The organism is Brevundimonas sp. (assembly GCF_041919755.1).
Taxonomy (GTDB): Bacteria; Pseudomonadota; Alphaproteobacteria; order Caulobacterales; family Caulobacteraceae; genus Brevundimonas.
In genome coordinates this window covers 16,885-34,815 of the sequence record NZ_JAYRTD010000002.1, presented here as the reverse complement: position 1 = coordinate 34,815, position 17,931 = coordinate 16,885, and the positions used below count along the sequence as shown (strand labels likewise).

Here is a 17,931-nt window from a genome sequence, read left to right as displayed (position 1 = left end):
ACTGCTCCGAAGACGACGCGAAACCGGGGCGGACATGGCTGGCCGAACCCTTGCTGGGCCGGGGATTAGACGATGCGCCCGCCGCTCGCAACGCAATGGCGATAAAACCCTGTTGACCCGCCCCGGACCCTGCCTTAAGGGTCCGCGCCTTCCAGATGGAAACGCGCCTCGGCGCGTGGACATCCGGGCCCAGGTGGCGGAATTGGTAGACGCGCTGGCTTCAGGTGCCAGTGATCGAAAGGTCGTGGAGGTTCGAGTCCTCTCCTGGGCACCAATCATTCGAACGGCGTCGCATCGGAAGGTGCGGCGCCGTTTTCGTTTCCGGCCTGCGCCGACCGCATCGCCCCTATCGCCTCACGGCCCCGGCTGGTTTACGGGAGGGTATGACCGTCTATCTGCATCAGGGCGACCTGCCCGACGACCTGGACCTGGGCCCTGAGATCGCGATCGATTCCGAGACCATGGGCCTTCGCTTCCGCCGCGACCCCCTGTGCGTGGTCCAGCTGTCGTCCGGCGACGGCGACGCCCATGTCGTGCGCCTGAACCGCCCCGCCTATGACTGTCCGAACCTGAAGCGGCTGCTGGCCGATCCGGCGGTGACCAAGATCTTTCACTTCGGCCGGTTCGACATCAGCATGTTCCAGCTGCACCTCGGGGTCGAGACCCGGCCCGTCTACTGCACCAAGATCGCCTCCAAACTGGCCCGCACCTATACGGACCGGCACGGCCTGAAGGACGTCGTGCGCGAACTGGTCGGCGTCGACCTGTCCAAGGCCCAGCAGTCCAGCGACTGGGGCAATGCCGAGCTGACGCAGGCCCAACTGGATTACGCCGCCTCGGACGTGCTGTATCTGCATGCCGCCAAGGCCCGGCTGGACATGATGCTGGCGCGTGAGGGACGCACCGAACTGGCCCGCAAATGCTTCGACTTCCTGCCGACGCGGTCCGCGCTGGATCTGGCCGGCTGGGACGAGATGGACATCTTCGCGCACAGCTGATGACCACGCCCGACGACATCCGCGATCATGATGACGAGACCCGCGTCGCCGCGACGGCCGCGGCCTTTCGCGCGCGCTCGCGGCGTGTGCGCCTGCTGCGCCGGGTGCTGCCGGTCGTCATCCTGGTGCTCGCGGGCGGGACCATCAGCTGGATCGTCCTGCGCACCGTCATGTCGGACGTCGAACGTCAGGCCGGGGCCAGCAATGAGGTCCGCCTGGACAACCCCATGTTTCACGGCCAGGACGCCGAGGGCCGCAGCTTCGTCATCGGGGCCAAGGGCGCGATCCGCGATCCCGAAACCGGGCGCTTCCGCCTGGTCGGCCCCGCGTTGCGACTGAACCTAGGCGGCCGAAAAGTCACCGAACTGACCGCCGACGGCGGCACCTATGACCAGGTCGCCAAGACCGTCACCATCGGCCCCAATGTGCGGATCGCCGACGGCGGCTCGGGCTTTACCCTGGTCACGCCGGAGGCTGTGGTCGACACCTCCACAGGCATTGTGACGGGCAACAAGGGCGTTCAGGGTACGGGCCCCCTTGGAACCATCAACGCTTCGTCCTATGCCATTTATGAACAGGGTGACCGGGTCGTGTTCAGCGGCACGGGCGATAACAAGGTGCGCGGGACCTTCAACCCGTAGCCGTCGGATCCATGAGCATGACCAAGACATTCACCGCCGCCGCCGTCGTCCTGCTGGCCGCCATGGCCGTCCCGAGCCTGGGCGACGCCCAGACCGCGCGGGGCAGCAGCGCTGATGCCCCCATCGCCTGGAGCGGGGACACCGTCGAATATGCGGGCGACACCCTGACCCTGCGCGGCCGGGCCGAACTGATCCAGGGCAACAACCGCTTTCGCGCCGACCAGATCTCCGGCCTGAACCAGACGGCTGACAGCCGTATGGAGGCGACCGGCAACGTATATTTCGTGACGCCGGACCAGACGATCCGCGGCGACCGCGCCACCTACACCACCGCCAATGACACCATCGTGGTCACCGGCGACGTCATCCTGACCCAGGGCGAGAACGTCGCCACGGGGTCGCGCCTGACCTACAACACCCGCACCGAATCGGCGCGGCTGGAAGGCGGTTCCAACGGTCGCGTCCAGGGCGTCTTCTACCCCAACAGCGCGGGGAACTGAGCCTAGCGGCTCGGCCTGACGCATGGCGCGCAAGGAACTTTCGGCCCTCAATGTGCTCGAAACGCCCTCCGAGGCGGCCGCGACCCCTGCGCCGGAGGCGACCAAGGGCCTGCGCGTGCGCAACATCGCCCGCGCCTTTGGCCAGCGGAAGGTCGTGCAGGACGTCTCCCTGAACGTTCAGCGGGGCGAGGTCGTCGGCCTGCTGGGGCCCAACGGTGCCGGCAAGACCACCTGTTTCTACATGATCACTGGCCTGATCCCGCCGGACAGCGGCAGCATCTGGCTGGACGGGGAGGATGTGACGGCCCAGCCGATGTACCAGCGGGCCCGCATGGGCTTGGGCTATCTGGCGCAGGAAGCCTCCATCTTCCGCGGCATGACGGTCGAACAGAATGTCCGCGCCGTCGTGGAACTGCATCACACGGGTGCCAAGGCCATCGGCGACGAGACCAGCCGCCTGCTGGAGGAGCTGCGCATCGATCACCTGCGCCACGCCCCGGCCTCCGGGCTGTCGGGCGGTGAACGCCGTCGCTGCGAGATCGCCCGCGCCCTGGCCGGCCGGCCCAGCTTCATGCTGCTGGACGAACCCTTCGCCGGCATCGACCCCCTGGCCATCGCCGACATCCGTCAGGTCATCCGCTATCTGGCGGGCCGGGGCATTGGCGTGCTGATCACCGACCACAATGTGCGTGAGACGCTGGAAATCATCGACCACGCCTCGATCATTTCCGGCGGCTCGGTTCTGTTCGAAGGCAAGGCCGAGGACGTGATCCGCGACCCCGAGGTTCGCCGCGTCTATCTGGGCGACATGTACGGCTGAAGGCGGTCGCCACTCACCATGCCGTGACTCCACATTTGCAGAAGGCCGTGTCATCCTCGCCACATCGGGGAGGCGACCATGGCCGTCAGGAACACTCTTCTGAAAAGCGAGGCCGGGGTCCGGCTGGAACTGCTGGAGCGCATCAATGCGCATGGCGCGGTTCTGAAGTCGGAATATCGCCTGCGCTCCCTTCGTCCCACGAAGTTGCCCCGGCTGACGGATCGGGCGGCCGCCGAGGACGCCTATGATCTGGAGGTCGTCGGCTGTCTGATGGACCCGATCGTCCAGGACATGGTCAAGCGGGGCGCAACCGAGTTCGGCTGAGGCAGTAGTCGGTCGTTAACCGGTCTAACCACAAGGTGGCTGTAGCAAGTTTCGGGCCATGATGGTCGCGGACGGCTGGGAACAGGCTCCAAGTGCTCGGACAAAGGCTGGACATTCGGCAGGGCCAGGGTCTGGTCATCACGCCCCAGCTGCAACAGGCGATCAAGCTTCTGCAGCTGTCCAACCTGGAACTGGACGCCTTCGTCGAAGCCGAACTGGAAAAGAACCCCCTGCTCCAGCGCGAGGACGCCGAGCCCGGCGGTGAGGCTGAGGTACTGTCGGAGCGAGTATCCGAAAGCGATACCCAGGAAATGACCTTTGATGAGGGGCGGATCCAGGACGCAGACCGTTCGCTGGATGCCCGCTCCGACGATGTCTATGGCGACGCCAGCCCCGGCGAGCGGACGAGCGACCGGATGGAAGATGTGGGCCCCGGCGAAGCACAGGCCGGGCTGAATGACTGGTCCCGCGCGGGATCAGGCGGCGGCCTGCCCGACGCAGAAGGCCGCGATCAGCCCGATACCCGCGACGCGACACTGTGGGAGCATCTGCAGATGCAGGCGTCGCAGGCCGGTTTCAGTCCATCAGACCACGCCATTGCCCTGACCCTGATCGATGCGGTGGACGAGGGTGGCTATCTGCGCGGCGAACTGGCCGAGATTTCAGACCGGCTGGGCGTATCGCTGGAGCGGATCGAGGCGGTGCTGGCGACCTGTCACGGGTTCGAGCCGACGGGGATCATGGCGCGGTCGGTGCCCGAATGTCTCAAGCTTCAGCTGATCGAGCGCAACCGCTTCGATCCGGCGATGGCGTGCCTGCTCGACAATCTGGACCTGCTGGCCCGGCGCGATCTGACGGCCCTGAAGAAGGCCTGCGGTGTCGATGCCGAGGACATGGCCGAGATGATCGCCGAGCTGAAGGCCCTGACGCCCCGGCCCGGCGCGGGCTTTGGCGGTGAACCGGCCCAGACCGTCATTCCGGATGTGCACGTACGCGCCGACCCGGCCGGCGGCTGGAAGGTCGAGCTGAACGCCGACACCCTGCCCCGCCTGATCATGGACAAGCGCTACCATGGGGTCGTTCAGGCAGGCGCGCGCTCTGATATCGAAAAGACCTTCGTCGCCGAATGCGCGGCCCAGGCCAGTTGGCTGGTCAAGTCGCTGGACCAGAGGGCAAGGACGATTCTGAAGGTGTCGTCCGAGATCGTGCGCCAGCAGGATGCCTTCCTGGCCTTCGGGGTCGAGTTTCTGCGTCCGCTCAATCTGAAGACCGTGGCCGACGCCATCGGCATGCATGAATCGACGGTCAGCCGCGTCACATCCAACAAATATGTCTCGACACCGCGCGGGGTCTTCGAGCTCAAATTCTTCTTCACCGCCTCGATCCAGTCGTCCGACGGCGGGGCCACGCATTCGGCCGAAGCCGTCCGACATCGGATCAAGGCCATGATCGACAATGAGGTCCGCGACGGCGACATTCTGTCCGACGACCGCATCGTGGAAATCCTGAACGAAACCGGCATCGACATCGCGCGGCGTACCGTGGCCAAATATCGGGAAGCCTTGAGGATTCCGTCCTCCGTCGAGCGCAAGCGGATGAGCCGCACAGGCTGACTGATCGCGCAAGCGTGACCGTGAAATCATCGTTCGGCGTTGACACCAAAATCTGTCGGGCGCGTTCTGTCGGGTATGCAAATCCAGGTTAGCGGCAAGCAAGTGGATGTCGGCGAAGCGTTAGGCTCGCGCATCTCCCAGGAACTCGAAGACGGGATCGGCAAATACTTCGAAAGAGGGGCCCAAGACGCCGAAGTCGTCGTCTCCAAGGACGGCTATGGCTTCAAGGTCGATTGCTGGGTCCGTCTGGCATCGGGCGAAGCCATCGTCACCAGCGGCACCGGTGGCGATGCGCATTCGGCTTTCTCGGACTCGCTCGAAAAGCTCGAAAAGCGGGTACGCCGCTACAAGCGCCGCCTGAAAGATCACCACATCGGGCCCAAGGGCCTTTCGCCCGAGAAGACCGAGGATGCGGCGCGCGATGTGGCCCGCAGCATCGTCTTGCGCAATCCGGACGAGGTCGAAGATGATGCCTTTGGGGATGCGGGTCGCCCCGACGAGCCGCCACCCGTCGGTATGGTCATCGCTGAGACCCAAGCAGAAATTCGCACCATAACTGTTGGCCGCGCTGTTCTGGAGCTGGATATGACCGGTTACCCGCTGGTTCTGTTCCGCAATGCTGCCCACGGAGGCCTGTCGGTGGTCTATCGCCGTCCTGACGGCAATGTTGGCTGGATCGACCCGGAACGCACAGTCGGTCTGAACGGCCATAGCATGTCGGCCGAGGCCGGCGGAGCCAACGCCTAGCCTTTTCAAGAAGCGGCGGGTGGTCTATGGGCCGCCCGCCTACCGGTTAGAGTTTTTGGGGCTTCACCTGCAATGGATATCGCACAAATGCTGGCTAGGGACGGGGTCGTCCTGCGGTCTGGCGCGTCATCCAAACGGCAGGCACTGCACACGGTGGCGGAGACGGCAGCGCGCGCTTTGGGCATCGATGAAGCGGCGGTGTTGCATGCGCTTCTGGAACGCGAGGCCTTGGGTTCGACCGGTCTTGGATCAGGCGTGGCCTTACCTCATGCTCGTATCGAAGGGCTGGACCGGGTGGTCGCTGTTTTCGTGCGACTGGACACGCCGGTCGCCTACGAGGCCGTAGACGATCGCCCTGTCGATCTGATCTTCGCCTTGTTTGCGCCGCCCACCGATGGTGCCGGGCACCTGAGGGCCCTCGCTGCAGCCTCACGCGCCTTGCGATCTGCTGAGATGCGTCAGCGGTTGCGCCAAGCAAAAACTACTGACGCCGTGCGTGCCCTTTTTGTTCAAGATGCGACGCCGGCAACTGCAGCCTGACGCCCAATCCTAGTGAACTGACACGGGCTCCAGTTCATGAGCCACCGCAGCGGCAAACGCCGTCTCGCGATCCATCATGACAGCCAAACGCTCACCGTCCGCGCCATGTACGGCATAGAGGGTGGATTCAGGGTCAATGGTGACGTCGTCCACCACATTGACGCGGGCATCGGCGAGCAGATCCGCAGCACTGATCTCCCGCACATATACCAGGTCGGGCGCGCCCAGACCGGCGAAATCTTCCTTGGTCATTCTCATCGGCGTCATCTGACCGCCTCCTCAACGCTACTAATGCCCGGGACGGGCGAAAGGTTCGGTCCCAGTGTCGGCGACCGGACATGAACGACGGCTGTCAGCCCGTCGTGATGGGGATGTGCCGCACGGCATGGGTGCCTTCTGGGCGGCTCATATCGACATGGAGCAGGCCGTGTTCTAGCCGGGCCTCGTCGATCTCCAGACCGTCCGCGAGAACGAAACTGCGAACGAAACCTCGTCCGGCGATGCCGCGATGCAGGAAGGCCTGATCGCCCTGCTGTGACGTTTCGCGCTTGCCGGCGATCGTCAACTGACGCCCCTCGACCGTCACCGCCAGATCGTCAGGACCAAAACCGGCCACGGCGACAGTGATACGAACAGCGCGCTCGCCCCGTTGTTCGACATTGTAGGGGGGATAGCTATCCGCCGCCGCCCGAGCCGCGCGATCGATCTGGGCCCGGGTGTGGTCGAAGCCCAGCAGGAAAGGGCTGTCGAACAGAATAGTGCGTGTCGTCATCGTGTCCGGTCCTTGGAAAAGCGACCCAGTCCTTGCAGCCTCCCGCAATCGGCAAGGCCCCTGAACTGAAAGTTACAGATGGGATATCCAGAGCTTCGCTTCAAGCGTCACGCCCCAATGGAAAAGGCCGCTCCCTTGAGGGAAGCGGCCTTTATGGTGGAGCTTAGCGGAGTCGAACCGCTGACCTCTTGCATGCCATGCAAGCGCTCTACCAGCTGAGCTAAAGCCCCGATCTGAAGCCAGTGGCTTTTCGAAAGGTCCGCCGCAGAAACAAGATGCCCTGCGGCGAGGCGGCGGAACCTATGTCAGGGCCCGATTGCGATCAAGCCCGTATTCCGCATTTATTTTCAGGGTCACCGGACGGTCGCGAAACCGTCCGGAGGCCACCGAAAAATCAGTCTTCGTCCTTGCTGGGCGGACGGATCTCGTCTTCGAAATTGTCGTCGTCCTCATCCTCGATGAAGGGGACGGAATCGTCGTCGTCATCGTCGTCGCCCAGGACGTCGTCGTCGTCGCCCGCCTCGCCCATGCCGGGCTCTTCGGTCGGATCGACGGGAGTGTCGTCGTCATCGTCGTCCGGCGTCAGGATGGGCTCGTGGCCTTCCTCGTCGATCTCGGGCGTTGCGACCGCCTCTTCCTCGTCCTCGTCCTCACCGTCCGCCGACTTGTCCTTGACCTGATCCTCCGCCTCGTCGTCGGCGGGATAGCCGCCGGGGCGACCGCGACGGTTGCGCAGCTTCAGCGCTTCTTCCGGATCGAACTCGGTGCCGCACTTCGGGCAGTGGGCCGGGCGACGGCCCAGATCATAAAATTTGGCCTGGCAGTTCGGGCAGACCTGCTTTTGGCCCAGTTCGGGTTTGGCCACGGGAATAGACCTTTGGCATGTGTGGGAAATCGGGCGGCTCCCTTGCCACCCCTTGGCCCCACTGTCAAAAGCCATCTCCGCGCGCCCGCGCCGCAATGCCTGTCACGGAGACCGCCGGGTGACGACAACCTCCCTTCTGACCGCCCGTCCCGGCATCGCTCTAAAGGGTGCCGTCCGCGCGCCCGGCGACAAGTCGATCTCGCACCGGTCGCTGATCCTGGGTGCCATGGCGACGGGCATCACAAAGATCGAGGGGCTGCTGGAGGGCGAGGACATCCTGGCCACCGCGCGTGCTGTCGAGGCGTTCGGAGCGACGGTCACACGATTGGGAGCGGCTCACTGGCAGGTCGACGGCCGGGGCGGCTTAACCTCGCCGGATCAGGTCATCGACTGCGGCAATGCCGGCACGGGGGTGAGGCTGCTGATGGGGGCGGCGGCCGGATATTTGATCACGGCGACATTCGACGGCGATGCCAGCTTGCGCAAACGACCGATGAAACGGGTGACAGGGCCTCTTGCGCAGATGGGCGTGCGGTTCGACTGGCAAACCCGTGAAGATCGTCTGCCCGTCACCCTGTCGGGCGGATCGCTGACCGGCATCGACTACGCGCAGACCGTCGCCTCGGCCCAGATCAAGTCGGCCATCCTGCTGGCAGGGCTGAATGCGTCGGGCACGACCACCGTCCTCGAACCGGAAAAGAGCCGAGATCACACCGAGCGCATGCTGCGCGCCTTCGGAGCCGAGGTGGAGGTCGAGTCCGTTGGCGACGGCTGGCGTGTGTCACTGTTGGGCGGCCAGACCCTGACCGGCACCGCCGTGTCCGTGCCGGGCGACCCTTCGTCTGCCGCCTTCCCCCTGGCAGCGGGTCTGATCGTGCCGGGGGCTGAAGTGACGGTCGAGGGCGTCATGCTCAATCCCCTGCGGACCGGTCTGCTCGACACCTGGGCGGAAATGGGGGCCGAACTGACCATCACCAACCGCCGCAGCAGTGGCGGCGAGGAGGTCGGCGACATTACCGCGCGCCATTCGCGCCTGAGGGGCATCGTTGTACCCGAGCGCCGCGCCGCCTCCATGATCGACGAATATCCCATTCTGGCCGCCACCGCCGCCTTTGCCGAGGGATCCACCATAATGCGCGGGATCGGCGAGATGCGGGTCAAGGAAAGCGACCGCATCGCCCTGATGGCGGCGGGCCTGACAGCGTGTGGGGTACAGGTGGAGGAGGAGCCAGAGGGCTTCACCGTCACAGGAGGCCCTGTCGCTGGCGGCGCGACCGTCACCACCCACGGCGACCACCGCATTGCCATGAGCCATCTGATACTGGGTCTGGCAGCACAAGCCGCCGTCAACGTCGACGAGCCCGGCATGATCGCCACCAGCTTCCCCGACTTCGTCCAAATGATGCAGGGCCTGGGCGCAGATATGGAGGCCGCGTGATGTGGAAACCCAACCGGATCGACCCACCCGTCAACACCCGCCCCAAGTCGAAGGGGCGGCTGGCCCTGGACGCTGTTCTGTTCCTGGCCGCGGCCGGTGTCGTGACCTGGGCCGGGCTGCGCGACATCTTCAACGGACGACTGACGGTCCAGCGCGGGCCTGACGTGCTGCTGGGTGACCAGCCCGGCCTGTTCTGGAGCCTGTTGGTCGTCCACGTCGTGATCGTCGTGATCTGTCTGGCCGTCAGCGCGCTGTCGGCCCGCGCCCTGCTGAAGACCCGTCCATGAGCCTGATCATCTCCGTCGACGGCCCGGCCGCCTCGGGCAAGGGCACCATCGCCGCGCGGCTGGCGGCGCATTACGGCCTGCCGTTTCTGGATACGGGCCTGCTGTATCGCGCCGTGGGCATGGGCGTGCTGGCGCGCGGCGGATCGCTGGACGACGCCGACACCGCCGAGGCCGTGGCCCGGACGCTGGACGCCGCGCAGTTGTCCGATGACGCGCGCTTGACCACTGGCCAGGCCGGAGAGGCGGCCAGCCGCATCGCAGGCTATCCGGGAGTGCGAGCAGCCCTGCTGGAGCTTCAGCGCGACTTTGCGGCCCAGCCGGGCGGTGCCGTTCTGGACGGTCGTGATATCGGCACCGTCATCGCCCCCCAGGCCCCCGCCAAACTGTATGTCACCGCCACGCCGGAAGTGCGCGCCACCCGCCGCTGGAAGCAACTGACGGCCCGCGGCGACGCCATCGCCTATGAGGCCATGCTGGCCGATATCCTGAGACGGGACGAGCGGGATGCCGGGCGAGGCGCGGCCCCCATGGTTCAGGCCCCGGACGCAGTCTTGCTGGATACGACCGAAATGGATATAGAGGCCGCCTTCGATGCGGCCCGCCGTATCGTCGAGGCGGCGCGTGTCCGTTCGGGTCTCTAGGGACCGGGCGGCAAATCCAGCGCTCCGAACCTCGGCTTCCGCGGGCGATCGGGTCAAATGGCCCCGTGTCGCAATGATCGACCCCTGTTCAACCTTCACCTCGCGCGGGGCCGTCTGGTCACGCGCCACAACCGTTAGAAGCCGCATCCCTGCATGACTGATACCCTCTCCCCCTCCCGCGACGACTTCGCCTCGCTGCTCGACGAAACCCTGGGCGGCCGCGACCTCGGCGAAGGCCAGGTCGTCCACGGCCGCGTTGTCGGCATGGAAAAGGACATCCTGATCATCGACGTCGGTCTGAAGACCGAAGGTCGGATCCCGGCCCGCGAGTTCGGCATCGGCGAAGGCGCCGTGATCCCCAAGGTCGGCGACAACGTCGAAGTCTATCTGGAGCGCGTCGAGAACGCTCTGGGTGAGGCTGTCATCAGCCGCGACAAGGCTCGCCGCGAAGAGGCCTGGACCCGTCTGGAAGGCGTGTTCGCCGAGGGTCAGCCGGTCAACGGTGCCATCATCGGCCGCGTCAAGGGCGGCTTCACCGTCGATCTGGGTGGAGCTTCGGCCTTCCTGCCCGGTTCGCAGGTCGACATCCGCCCGGTGCGCGACGTCGGTCCGCTGATGGGCAAGGAACAGCCTTTCGCCATCCTGAAAATGGACCGTCCGCGCGGCAACATCGTCGTCTCGCGCCGCGCCATCCTGGAAGAAGCCCGCGCCGAACAGCGCACGGAGCTGGTCGGCCAGCTGCAAGAGGGTGAAGTCCGCGACGGCGTCGTCAAGAACATCACCGACTACGGCGCCTTCGTGGACCTGGGCGGCATCGACGGCCTGCTGCACGTCACCGACATGAGCTGGAAGCGCGTCTCGCACCCGAGCCAGGTTCTGGCCGTCGGCGACACCGTCAAGGTGCAGGTGGTCAAGATCAATCCGGACACCCAGCGCATCAGCCTGGGCATGAAGCAGCTGCAGACCGACCCGTGGGACGGCGTGGAAGCCAAATACCCCGTCGGTGCCAAGATGAGCGGCCGCATCACCAACATCACCGACTACGGCGCCTTCGTGGAGCTGGAAGCCGGTGTCGAGGGCCTGGTGCACGTCTCGGAAATGTCCTGGACCAAGAAGAACGTCCACCCCGGCAAGATCGTCTCGACCTCGCAGGAAGTCGATGTCGTGGTTCTGGATGTCGACGCCTCCAAGCGCCGCATCTCGCTGGGCCTCAAGCAGGCTCAGGACAATCCGTGGGATGCCTTCGTGGCCGCCAATCCGATCGGCTCGACCGTTGAGGGTGAAGTCAAGAACGCCACCGAGTTCGGCCTGTTCATCGGCCTGGACAACGATATCGACGGCATGGTGCACCTGTCCGACCTGGACTGGAACGTCTCGGGCGAAGAAGCCATCCAGCGCTACCGCAAGGGCGAAACCGTCAAGGCCAAGGTCCTGGACGTCGACGTCGAAAAGGAGCGCGTCTCGCTGGGCATCAAGCAGCTGGGCGGCGATCCGATCGGCGAAGGCGACACCTACAAGAAGGGCCAGCAGGTCACCGTCACCGTGACGGCGGTCGAAACGGGCGGCCTGGAAGTCAAGTTCGGCGAGGATGACGCACCGGTCACCTCCTTCATCCGCAAGTCGGACCTGTCGCGCGACCGCAACGAGCAGCGCACCGAGCGCTTCTCGGTCGGCGACCGCGTGGACGCCATGGTCACGGGCATCGACAAGGCCTCGCGCCGCGTCTCCGTGTCGATCAAGGCCCTGGAAATGAAGGACGAACAGGAAGCCATCGACCAGTTCGGCTCGTCGGATTCCGGTGCCTCGCTGGGCGACATCCTGGGTGCGGCTCTCCGCGAAAAGGCCGGCTCCAAGGACTAAGACACGGCATCGAGCAGCGAGGGCCCTCGGCCCGAGCGTTAAGCCGAAAAAGAACGAGGCGGCGGGAGCGATCCCGCCGCCTTTTTCGTGTCCGCCCCTTCCCATCGGGAGTATTGTTGTGACTAATGATCGACTTGGCCCGCTCGAGCGGTCCGATCCACAGACTGAGGCGGGGGCCTAGCCGTGATCAAATCCGAGCTGATTGAGAAACTCGCCGCTGAGAACACGCATCTGACCCATGCCGAGGTTGAGCGGGTGGTGAACATCGTCCTGGGCCGGATGGTGGATTCGCTGGGTTCGGCCGGCCGTGTCGAACTGCGCGGCTTTGGTGCCTTTTCGGTTCGCAGCCGTCCCGCGCGCGCCGGCCGCAACCCCCGCACCGGCGAGGCCGTGGACGTCCCCGCCAAGGCTGTACCCTTCTTCAAGAGCGGCAAGGAGCTGCGCGAGCGGCTGAACGCGTCCGGCGACGCCTAGACCAAAGGATCCCCCATGAGCATCGGCACCGAGTTCAAGGAATTCATCTCGCGCGGCAACGTCGTCGATCTGGCGGTCGGCGTCATCATCGGTGCGGCCTTCGGCAAGATCGTCACCAGCCTGGTCGAGCAGGTGGTGATGCCGCCGATCGGTCTGCTGCTGGGCAAGGTCGATTTCAGCAATCTGGAATGGGTGCTGGTCGCCGAAAATCCCGCGACCGAAGAGATCGAGAAGGTCGCCATCCAGTATGGGGCCTTCATCAACACCCTTATCCAGTTCCTGATCGTGTCTTTCGTGATCTTTCTGGTGGTCAAGGCGATCAACAAGCTGCGTCGCAAACAGGCGGAGGCGCCGGCCGAGCCTGCCGCTCCGACCACGACCGAGGCGCTGCTGACGGAGATTCGTGACGCCCTGAAATCGCGTCCGCTGAACTAATCCGTCAGGCGCGCGAGGGACTGGACGACACCGGCACCCACGAACGTACGCGCTTCCCGACCTGATCCCCCAGGGGCAATGGTCGCAGGCAGACGGCGTAGTCGGAATCGAACGGTGTCGGCGACCACAGCTCGGGCGGCGGCGCATCTTCGGCGAACCGGATGTGGCAATGACCCCATCCGCCTTCGCGGGCAGCGGTGTGTGCCCAGTCGCCCAGGCGCGTCAGCATCTGGGGACTGACCACCTGCATCCGCACCTTGGCCGCCCCCATAGGCCGCGCCGCCGTCGTCAGTGCCCCCATCAGGGCCGGTATGGCTTCGTCGTCCCAGGCCAGCGCCTCCAGATCGATGATCTCCAGCACGGGCACTTCGATGACATTGGACTTGGCCATCTGGGCCATCGCATAGCCGGTGATGACGTCGCCGCGTCGGAAAGCCAGCAGCAGGGGCGGCGTCGTCATGTCGGGATCCGACAACCTCCACTTCATCATCGCCGGGCTGCGGTCGGCCAGCAGACGCCCCTCGCGGTCCAGGGCCTGCTGGAACCGGTCGTACGGCGAACCCTCGCCGATCCGGCTGAGGATCGACACCCCGGGTGGCAGACGCAGGCGCGGCACCCGTCCCAGGCGGTCATTCATCAGTTGCTCACCCATGCGCACGACCATGTCCGGCGCAAACCGGTACAGCTGGCGCAGGCCGCGCCCCATCGCCAGGGCGGGGAAGTCCATCCGCCAGCTCAGCTTCAGCGCATGAGTCTGTTCCGGCCAGGGCCGCATGCCCAGCCGCCCATACAGGGGCTGTGACTTGGGATTGGCATTGAAGGTGTAGGCGGCGAAGACGTCGGGCTGGGCCAGGAAGGTGCGGATGATCCGGTGGGCCACGCCGCGCACCTTGGGCGAGGCGATGATGGAAAACCCTGTCGCGGCATGTAGCGTGCGGTCGTCGAGGCGAAAGCGATGGATCAGATTGCCGACATGGGCCGCAGGCTGGCCGTCAGGCCCGTCCACCACCCAGCCGGCGACAGCGTCGATCTCGGCCCGTGCGGGATTGCCGTGCAGCCAGCGCCAGCCCGCCAGCGATCGCGTCGGCCAGCCCACGCCCTTATGCAGGGCCTGTATGGCGGGATAGTCGGCCTTTGTGACCGCCCGGATCGACACGACCAGCACTCCGTCTCATTTTGGGCCTGACCTGCCCATACAGGCGCAGCCCTGCATGAGCCGCGCCAGAGAGACTATCCTGGATTATTTTTTACACAACCTGAACGCGCATCAGACGTTGCGTTCGTAGGCGCGTTTCCAAAGGCGATGGATGATCGTCGGCACCGCGCCGAGGACCAGCGCCCCGGCCAGAGCGGGCCAGAAACCGGCCTGCAGCAACGCCCCGGTCAGTCCCGCTCCGATCCCCGCCAGGGGCGGCCCCAGCCAGGGTAGCCAGCCGGGTGGCGGCCCCTTCATTCAGGCATCGACCTTGATCACGCCGCGACGGATCTGGTCCAGCTCGATGGAGTCGAACAAGGCCTGGAAATTGCCGTTGCCGAAGCCCTCGTTGCCCTTGCGCTGGATGATTTCGAAGAAGATCGGGCCGAAGGTGTCCTGGGTGAAGATCTGCAACAGCAGGCCCTCCTCGTCGGAACCGTCGATCAGGATGCGGTTCTTGCGCATCCGCTCCACGTCATGCCCATGGTTGGGCAGGCGTTTGTCGATCAGTTCGAAATAGGTCTCGATAGTGTCCTGGAACTGGACACCATTGGCCTTCATGGCCTCGACGGTGGCGAAGATGTCCTCGGTCGTCAGGGCGATATGCTGGATGCCTTCGCCATTATAGCGGCGCAGATATTCCTCGATCTGGGAGTTGTCGTCCTGGCTTTCGTTCAGGGGAATACGGATGGCGCGATCGGGCGCAATCATCGCCTGGCTGAACAGGCCGGTCGCCTTGCCCTTGATGTCGAAATACTTCTGCTCCTCGAAGTTGAAGACCGAGTTGTAGAAGCCGGACCAGGTCCGCATCTCGCCGCGACGGACGTTGTGGGTCAGGTGGTCCAGGATCTCGAGGCCGAAGGAATTCTTGCGCTCGGCCTCTTCCCAGCCCTCGATCTCGTCCCAGCCGTCGTACAGCGAGCCTTTCTCGCCATACTGATCGACGACGTACAGCAGCGAGCCACCAATGCCTTGCAGGATATAGGGATAGTCGTCGCCCAGCGCGCCACCGGCCACGCCCTCGGCAGCGCGGGCTCCGCGAGTCAGAGCGCCTTCATAGGCGGCCTTGGCGTCAGCGGTGCGGAAGGCCATGCCGTTGGCGGACGGGCCGTGGTCACGCGCGAACTCGGCGGCCTGACCGACCTTGTCGGAACGATGGACCAGGAAGCTGATATCGCCCTGTTTCAGGCGGACCACGTCGGTCTTTGGGTTCACATGCGTCTGGGTGAAGCCCATCAGCTCCAGCTTGGAAACCATCTCGGCCCCGTTCGGGCCGGTGAACTCTACGAACTCGAAGCCGTCGACGCCGAGGGGGTTGTCCAGATCGATCTGCTTTGCGTCGGTCATGGGCCGTCTCCTGATTGGGGGCGCGACGTATGCTCGCCGCTGACGGGGCGGAACCTAATGACCTGCGCCTTCAAAGCCAAGGCGTCGACGCCTCACGCTTTGGTGGGGTCACCTACAGACGCCGATAGATCGGTAGGGAGAAGCCATCGGCGGCACAGCGTGCGGCGGCCTCGGACATCGGCTCGATGACCACCTCGCCGTGATGCTCGGTAGCGTGCAGCACCCGTCCGTCGTCCAGCACGAACGCCGAATGTCCGCGCCAAGGCGTCTCGTCGACCTTGATCCAGATCGCCAGATCGCCGCGACGTGCGGAGGCCGCATCGACGGCCTCGCCCAATTCAGCCTGCTGATCGGCATAGCGTGGTGCGGCCAGACCGCAGGCATAGAGCGCCTGCTGGATTAGGCCACAGCAATCGGTGCCCTGCGACGAGCGGCCGCCGAGAAGGTGCGGAACGCCAATCAGCCGCTCGGCCACATCGACGGGATCGGCCGCGAAAACGCCTGTGGGCGCGGACGCACCCATACCGTTCTCTTTGCCGACCAGGGCATTCAGGGGCAGGTCGGCGGATACGGAGGTTACAACGGCCTCGGCCAGAGGAGCCCCCTCCTCCAGCGCGGCTCTCGCGATCCAGCCCACTACGCCATCGCGTCGCGCCTTGCCCCAAGCGCGGTCGCCCTGGACGTCCAGAACATCGAAGGCTTCACCGAAGATGATCTGATCGACGCGACCCTCAGTCGAACCAGGGGCGGCCCGGATGTCGGCCACAGCCACGACGCAGCGCATCGGCTGCACGGCCCTGAAGGCCTTGGCACGCACGATGCCTTCCAGCGCCTGTTCGGCCAGATCGGGCCGGGCAAGCGTGGTTCTGGGGTCGAGGCTGGTTGCGGTTGCGGTCAAACTGGGTCCGTCCGTTGAACCTGCATACTGAGAGACGAAGGCGAAAAGGCCGTTAACGGATCAAGGCCGGAATGGGGCGCTTTCGTCTACGGGACATAGCGCCGGGAGAGCATCTCGAAACACGCCCGCATCGCCTGCGCCTCTCCGCCCTCGGGCCAGCCGGGGCGGGCACGGGGATTCCAGGCGAAGATGTCCATGTGCGCCCAGGCCCCGGTCGTCGGCGCGAACTTCTGCAGGAACAGGGCGGCGGTGACCGAACCGGCCTGGGCCCAGGCCGAGCTGTCGTTCTTGACGTCCGCGATCTCGGTATCGAGCGCGGCGACATAGCCAGGCCACAGCGGCATACGCCACATCGGATCGCCGACGGCCGACGCCGCCGCGAGTAGGTCCGCTGCCAAGGCCTCGTCGTCAGTGTAAAGCGGCGGCAAGTCCGGCCCTAGCGCAATGCGGGCCGCGCCGGTCAGGGTCGCGAAGTCCAGCGTCAGGTCTGGCGAATGTTCAGAGGCGCGGGTAAGCACATCGGCGAGGATCAGCCGCCCCTCCGCATCCGTATTGCCGATCTCGATTGTAAGACCCTTGCGGCTGTTCAGGATGTCGCCGGGGCGGAAGGCATCGGCCGACACCGCATTCTCGACCGCGGCGACGAGCACGAACAGTCGCACGGCCAGGCCCGCCTGCATGACCAGCCTTCCCAGCGCCAGGGCATGGGCCGCGCCGCCCATATCCTTCTTCATATTACGCATGCCGGCGGCGGACTTGATATCCAGCCCGCCCGTGTCGAAGACCACGCCCTTGCCGACCAAGGCCACCATTGGCAAGTCGGTCCGGTCCAGATTCCAGACGATCTCGATCACACGCGGGGCCCGCTGAACCGTTGCGGCGCGACCCACGGCATGAACCGCCGGATAGTTCTCCTCCAGCAGCGCCTGGCCCGTCGTGACCGTGATTGCGGCTCCGTGCGCCTCGGCGATTTCACGCGCGACGGTCTCGATCTGCAGCGGCCCCATATCGGCGGCAGGCGTGTCGATCATCTCGCGCGCCAGGGCACAGGCCGAGGCAATGCGCGACAACGCTTCGACATCGACGGATGCCGATACCGACAAGCGCGCACCCGATGCCGGTCGCGCCTTGTAGCGGTCAAACCGATAGCCCCCTAATGCGAACGACTGAGCTGCCCGTGCCGCCTGATCGTCGGCCACGCCTTCCAAACGCCAGAGCCCGGCAGGCAGACGCACGGCCAGCCCGCGTATGGAGGCCGGATCGAAGCGATCACCCGTCCCAAACAGAGCGCCGGCCAAGACCCCGTCTGCGCCTGGCAGCATAAGCAACTGTCCAGCCTTCCCGGTGAATTCGTGCGTCGCGGCCCATGTTGCCTCACGGCCCGACAGCGCCTGACCGCGCCCCACCAGGCGAACGGGCAGCGCGCCCTCCGTATCGTGGGTCAGGACATCGGGATGCAGCACGGACATTCAGCGGCCTTTCCGGCCCGGAGGACCGATCTTAACCAAGAGTTGACGCGAAACGCCGAGTCTTGAG

At 65.4% G+C, this 17,931-nt stretch carries 22 protein-coding genes and 2 tRNA genes; 15 read left to right on the top strand and 9 right to left on the bottom strand.

What is annotated here, in order from left to right; all coding sequences use genetic code 11:
* Positions 1 to 187: 187 nt before the first annotated feature.
* The 9 genes from ACE3TH_RS02955 to ACE3TH_RS02915 all read left to right on the top strand — a co-directional run bounded on the left by ACE3TH_RS02955 (position 188) and on the right by ACE3TH_RS02915 (position 6,183).
* Positions 188 to 274 (top strand) — tRNA-Leu (locus ACE3TH_RS02955).
* Positions 275 to 383: 109 nt separating this feature from the next.
* On the top strand, positions 384 to 998 hold the full coding sequence (locus ACE3TH_RS02950; protein ID WP_374597189.1) for a ribonuclease D: 615 nt from the start codon (positions 384 to 386) through the stop codon (positions 996 to 998).
* Entirely contained in the window at positions 998 to 1,639 is a 642-nt protein-coding gene (gene lptC / locus ACE3TH_RS02945) for an LPS export ABC transporter periplasmic protein LptC (RefSeq protein WP_374597187.1), read from the top strand. The genes ACE3TH_RS02950 and lptC overlap by 1 nt, the downstream gene beginning before the upstream one ends.
* A gap of 17 nt (positions 1,640 to 1,656) precedes the next feature.
* On the top strand, positions 1,657 to 2,139 hold the full coding sequence (locus ACE3TH_RS02940; RefSeq protein ID WP_374597185.1) for an LptA/OstA family protein: 483 nt from the start codon (positions 1,657 to 1,659) through the stop codon (positions 2,137 to 2,139).
* 22 nt (positions 2,140 to 2,161) lie between these two features.
* On the top strand, positions 2,162 to 2,959 hold the full coding sequence (gene lptB / locus ACE3TH_RS02935; protein WP_374597183.1) for an LPS export ABC transporter ATP-binding protein: 798 nt from the start codon (positions 2,162 to 2,164) through the stop codon (positions 2,957 to 2,959).
* 78 nt (positions 2,960 to 3,037) lie between these two features.
* A complete protein-coding gene (locus ACE3TH_RS02930; RefSeq protein WP_374597181.1) occupies positions 3,038 to 3,283 on the top strand; it encodes a hypothetical protein in 246 nt (81 codons plus the stop codon).
* 92 nt (positions 3,284 to 3,375) lie between these two features.
* Positions 3,376 to 4,896, top strand: coding sequence for an RNA polymerase factor sigma-54 (gene rpoN, locus ACE3TH_RS02925; RefSeq protein WP_374597179.1), 1,521 nt, complete (start codon positions 3,376 to 3,378; stop codon positions 4,894 to 4,896).
* Positions 4,897 to 4,971: 75 nt separating this feature from the next.
* Complete coding sequence (gene hpf, locus ACE3TH_RS02920) at positions 4,972 to 5,643, top strand: ribosome hibernation-promoting factor, HPF/YfiA family (RefSeq protein ID WP_374597177.1); 672 nt, start codon at positions 4,972 to 4,974, stop codon at positions 5,641 to 5,643.
* A 72-nt stretch (positions 5,644 to 5,715) separates the two neighbouring features.
* Positions 5,716 to 6,183: a PTS sugar transporter subunit IIA gene (locus ACE3TH_RS02915; RefSeq protein WP_374597175.1), complete on the top strand. Its 468-nt coding sequence runs from the start codon at positions 5,716 to 5,718 to the stop codon at positions 6,181 to 6,183.
* A gap of 9 nt (positions 6,184 to 6,192) precedes the next feature.
* Here ACE3TH_RS02915 and ACE3TH_RS02910 read toward each other — a convergent pair whose 3' ends face one another.
* From ACE3TH_RS02910 to ACE3TH_RS02895, 4 genes are all read right to left on the bottom strand, one after another.
* Positions 6,193 to 6,450: a DUF1150 family protein gene (locus ACE3TH_RS02910; RefSeq protein ID WP_296168347.1), complete on the bottom strand. Its 258-nt coding sequence runs from the start codon at positions 6,448 to 6,450 to the stop codon at positions 6,193 to 6,195.
* Positions 6,451 to 6,535: 85 nt separating this feature from the next.
* Entirely contained in the window at positions 6,536 to 6,955 is a 420-nt protein-coding gene (locus ACE3TH_RS02905) for an Hsp20 family protein (RefSeq protein ID WP_374597172.1), read from the bottom strand.
* 154 nt (positions 6,956 to 7,109) lie between these two features.
* Positions 7,110 to 7,185 (bottom strand) — tRNA-Ala (locus ACE3TH_RS02900).
* Between the two features lie 164 nt (positions 7,186 to 7,349).
* Positions 7,350 to 7,820, bottom strand: a complete 471-nt coding sequence (locus tag ACE3TH_RS02895; protein WP_374597170.1) for a TIGR02300 family protein — start codon at positions 7,818 to 7,820, stop codon at positions 7,350 to 7,352.
* A 118-nt stretch (positions 7,821 to 7,938) separates the two neighbouring features.
* Here ACE3TH_RS02895 and aroA point away from each other — a divergent pair, with 118 nt between their 5' ends.
* From aroA to mscL, 6 genes are all read left to right on the top strand, one after another.
* The gene (aroA, locus tag ACE3TH_RS02890; protein ID WP_374597168.1) at positions 7,939 to 9,258 is read left to right on the top strand and encodes a 3-phosphoshikimate 1-carboxyvinyltransferase; all 1,320 of its coding nucleotides are present in this window, start codon (positions 7,939 to 7,941) and stop codon (positions 9,256 to 9,258) included.
* Complete coding sequence (locus tag ACE3TH_RS02885; protein ID WP_374597166.1) at positions 9,258 to 9,545, top strand: hypothetical protein; 288 nt, start codon at positions 9,258 to 9,260, stop codon at positions 9,543 to 9,545. The genes aroA and ACE3TH_RS02885 overlap by 1 nt, the downstream gene beginning before the upstream one ends.
* Positions 9,542 to 10,186 carry a (d)CMP kinase gene (cmk, locus tag ACE3TH_RS02880; protein WP_374597164.1) on the top strand — a complete coding sequence of 215 codons (645 nt, stop codon included), beginning with the start codon at positions 9,542 to 9,544 and terminating at the stop codon, positions 10,184 to 10,186. The genes ACE3TH_RS02885 and cmk overlap by 4 nt, the downstream gene beginning before the upstream one ends.
* Before the next feature lie 153 nt (positions 10,187 to 10,339).
* Positions 10,340 to 12,046, top strand: coding sequence for a 30S ribosomal protein S1 (rpsA, locus tag ACE3TH_RS02875; RefSeq protein WP_374597163.1), 1,707 nt, complete (start codon positions 10,340 to 10,342; stop codon positions 12,044 to 12,046).
* A 183-nt stretch (positions 12,047 to 12,229) separates the two neighbouring features.
* The gene (locus ACE3TH_RS02870) at positions 12,230 to 12,520 is read left to right on the top strand and encodes an integration host factor subunit beta (protein WP_374597161.1); all 291 of its coding nucleotides are present in this window, start codon (positions 12,230 to 12,232) and stop codon (positions 12,518 to 12,520) included.
* A 15-nt stretch (positions 12,521 to 12,535) separates the two neighbouring features.
* Positions 12,536 to 12,955 (top strand): large-conductance mechanosensitive channel protein MscL, encoded by a 420-nt coding sequence (mscL, locus tag ACE3TH_RS02865; protein ID WP_374597159.1) that lies wholly within the window; start codon positions 12,536 to 12,538, stop codon positions 12,953 to 12,955.
* 4 nt (positions 12,956 to 12,959) lie between these two features.
* On the opposite strand, the gene ACE3TH_RS02860 is transcribed toward mscL, so the two are convergent.
* The 5 genes from ACE3TH_RS02860 to ACE3TH_RS02840 all read right to left on the bottom strand — a co-directional run bounded on the left by ACE3TH_RS02860 (position 12,960) and on the right by ACE3TH_RS02840 (position 17,864).
* Entirely contained in the window at positions 12,960 to 14,111 is a 1,152-nt protein-coding gene (locus ACE3TH_RS02860) for an N-acetyltransferase (protein ID WP_374597157.1), read from the bottom strand.
* A 111-nt stretch (positions 14,112 to 14,222) separates the two neighbouring features.
* The gene (locus ACE3TH_RS02855; RefSeq protein WP_374597155.1) at positions 14,223 to 14,408 is read right to left on the bottom strand and encodes a hypothetical protein; all 186 of its coding nucleotides are present in this window, start codon (positions 14,406 to 14,408) and stop codon (positions 14,223 to 14,225) included.
* Positions 14,409 to 15,497: a 4-hydroxyphenylpyruvate dioxygenase gene (gene hppD / locus ACE3TH_RS02850; RefSeq protein ID WP_374597153.1), complete on the bottom strand. Its 1,089-nt coding sequence runs from the start codon at positions 15,495 to 15,497 to the stop codon at positions 14,409 to 14,411.
* A gap of 112 nt (positions 15,498 to 15,609) precedes the next feature.
* Positions 15,610 to 16,395, bottom strand: coding sequence for a C40 family peptidase (locus tag ACE3TH_RS02845; RefSeq protein WP_374597151.1), 786 nt, complete (start codon positions 16,393 to 16,395; stop codon positions 15,610 to 15,612).
* A gap of 86 nt (positions 16,396 to 16,481) precedes the next feature.
* Positions 16,482 to 17,864, bottom strand: coding sequence for a M17 family metallopeptidase (locus ACE3TH_RS02840; protein ID WP_374597149.1), 1,383 nt, complete (start codon positions 17,862 to 17,864; stop codon positions 16,482 to 16,484).
* Between the last annotated feature and the right edge of the window lie 67 nt (positions 17,865 to 17,931).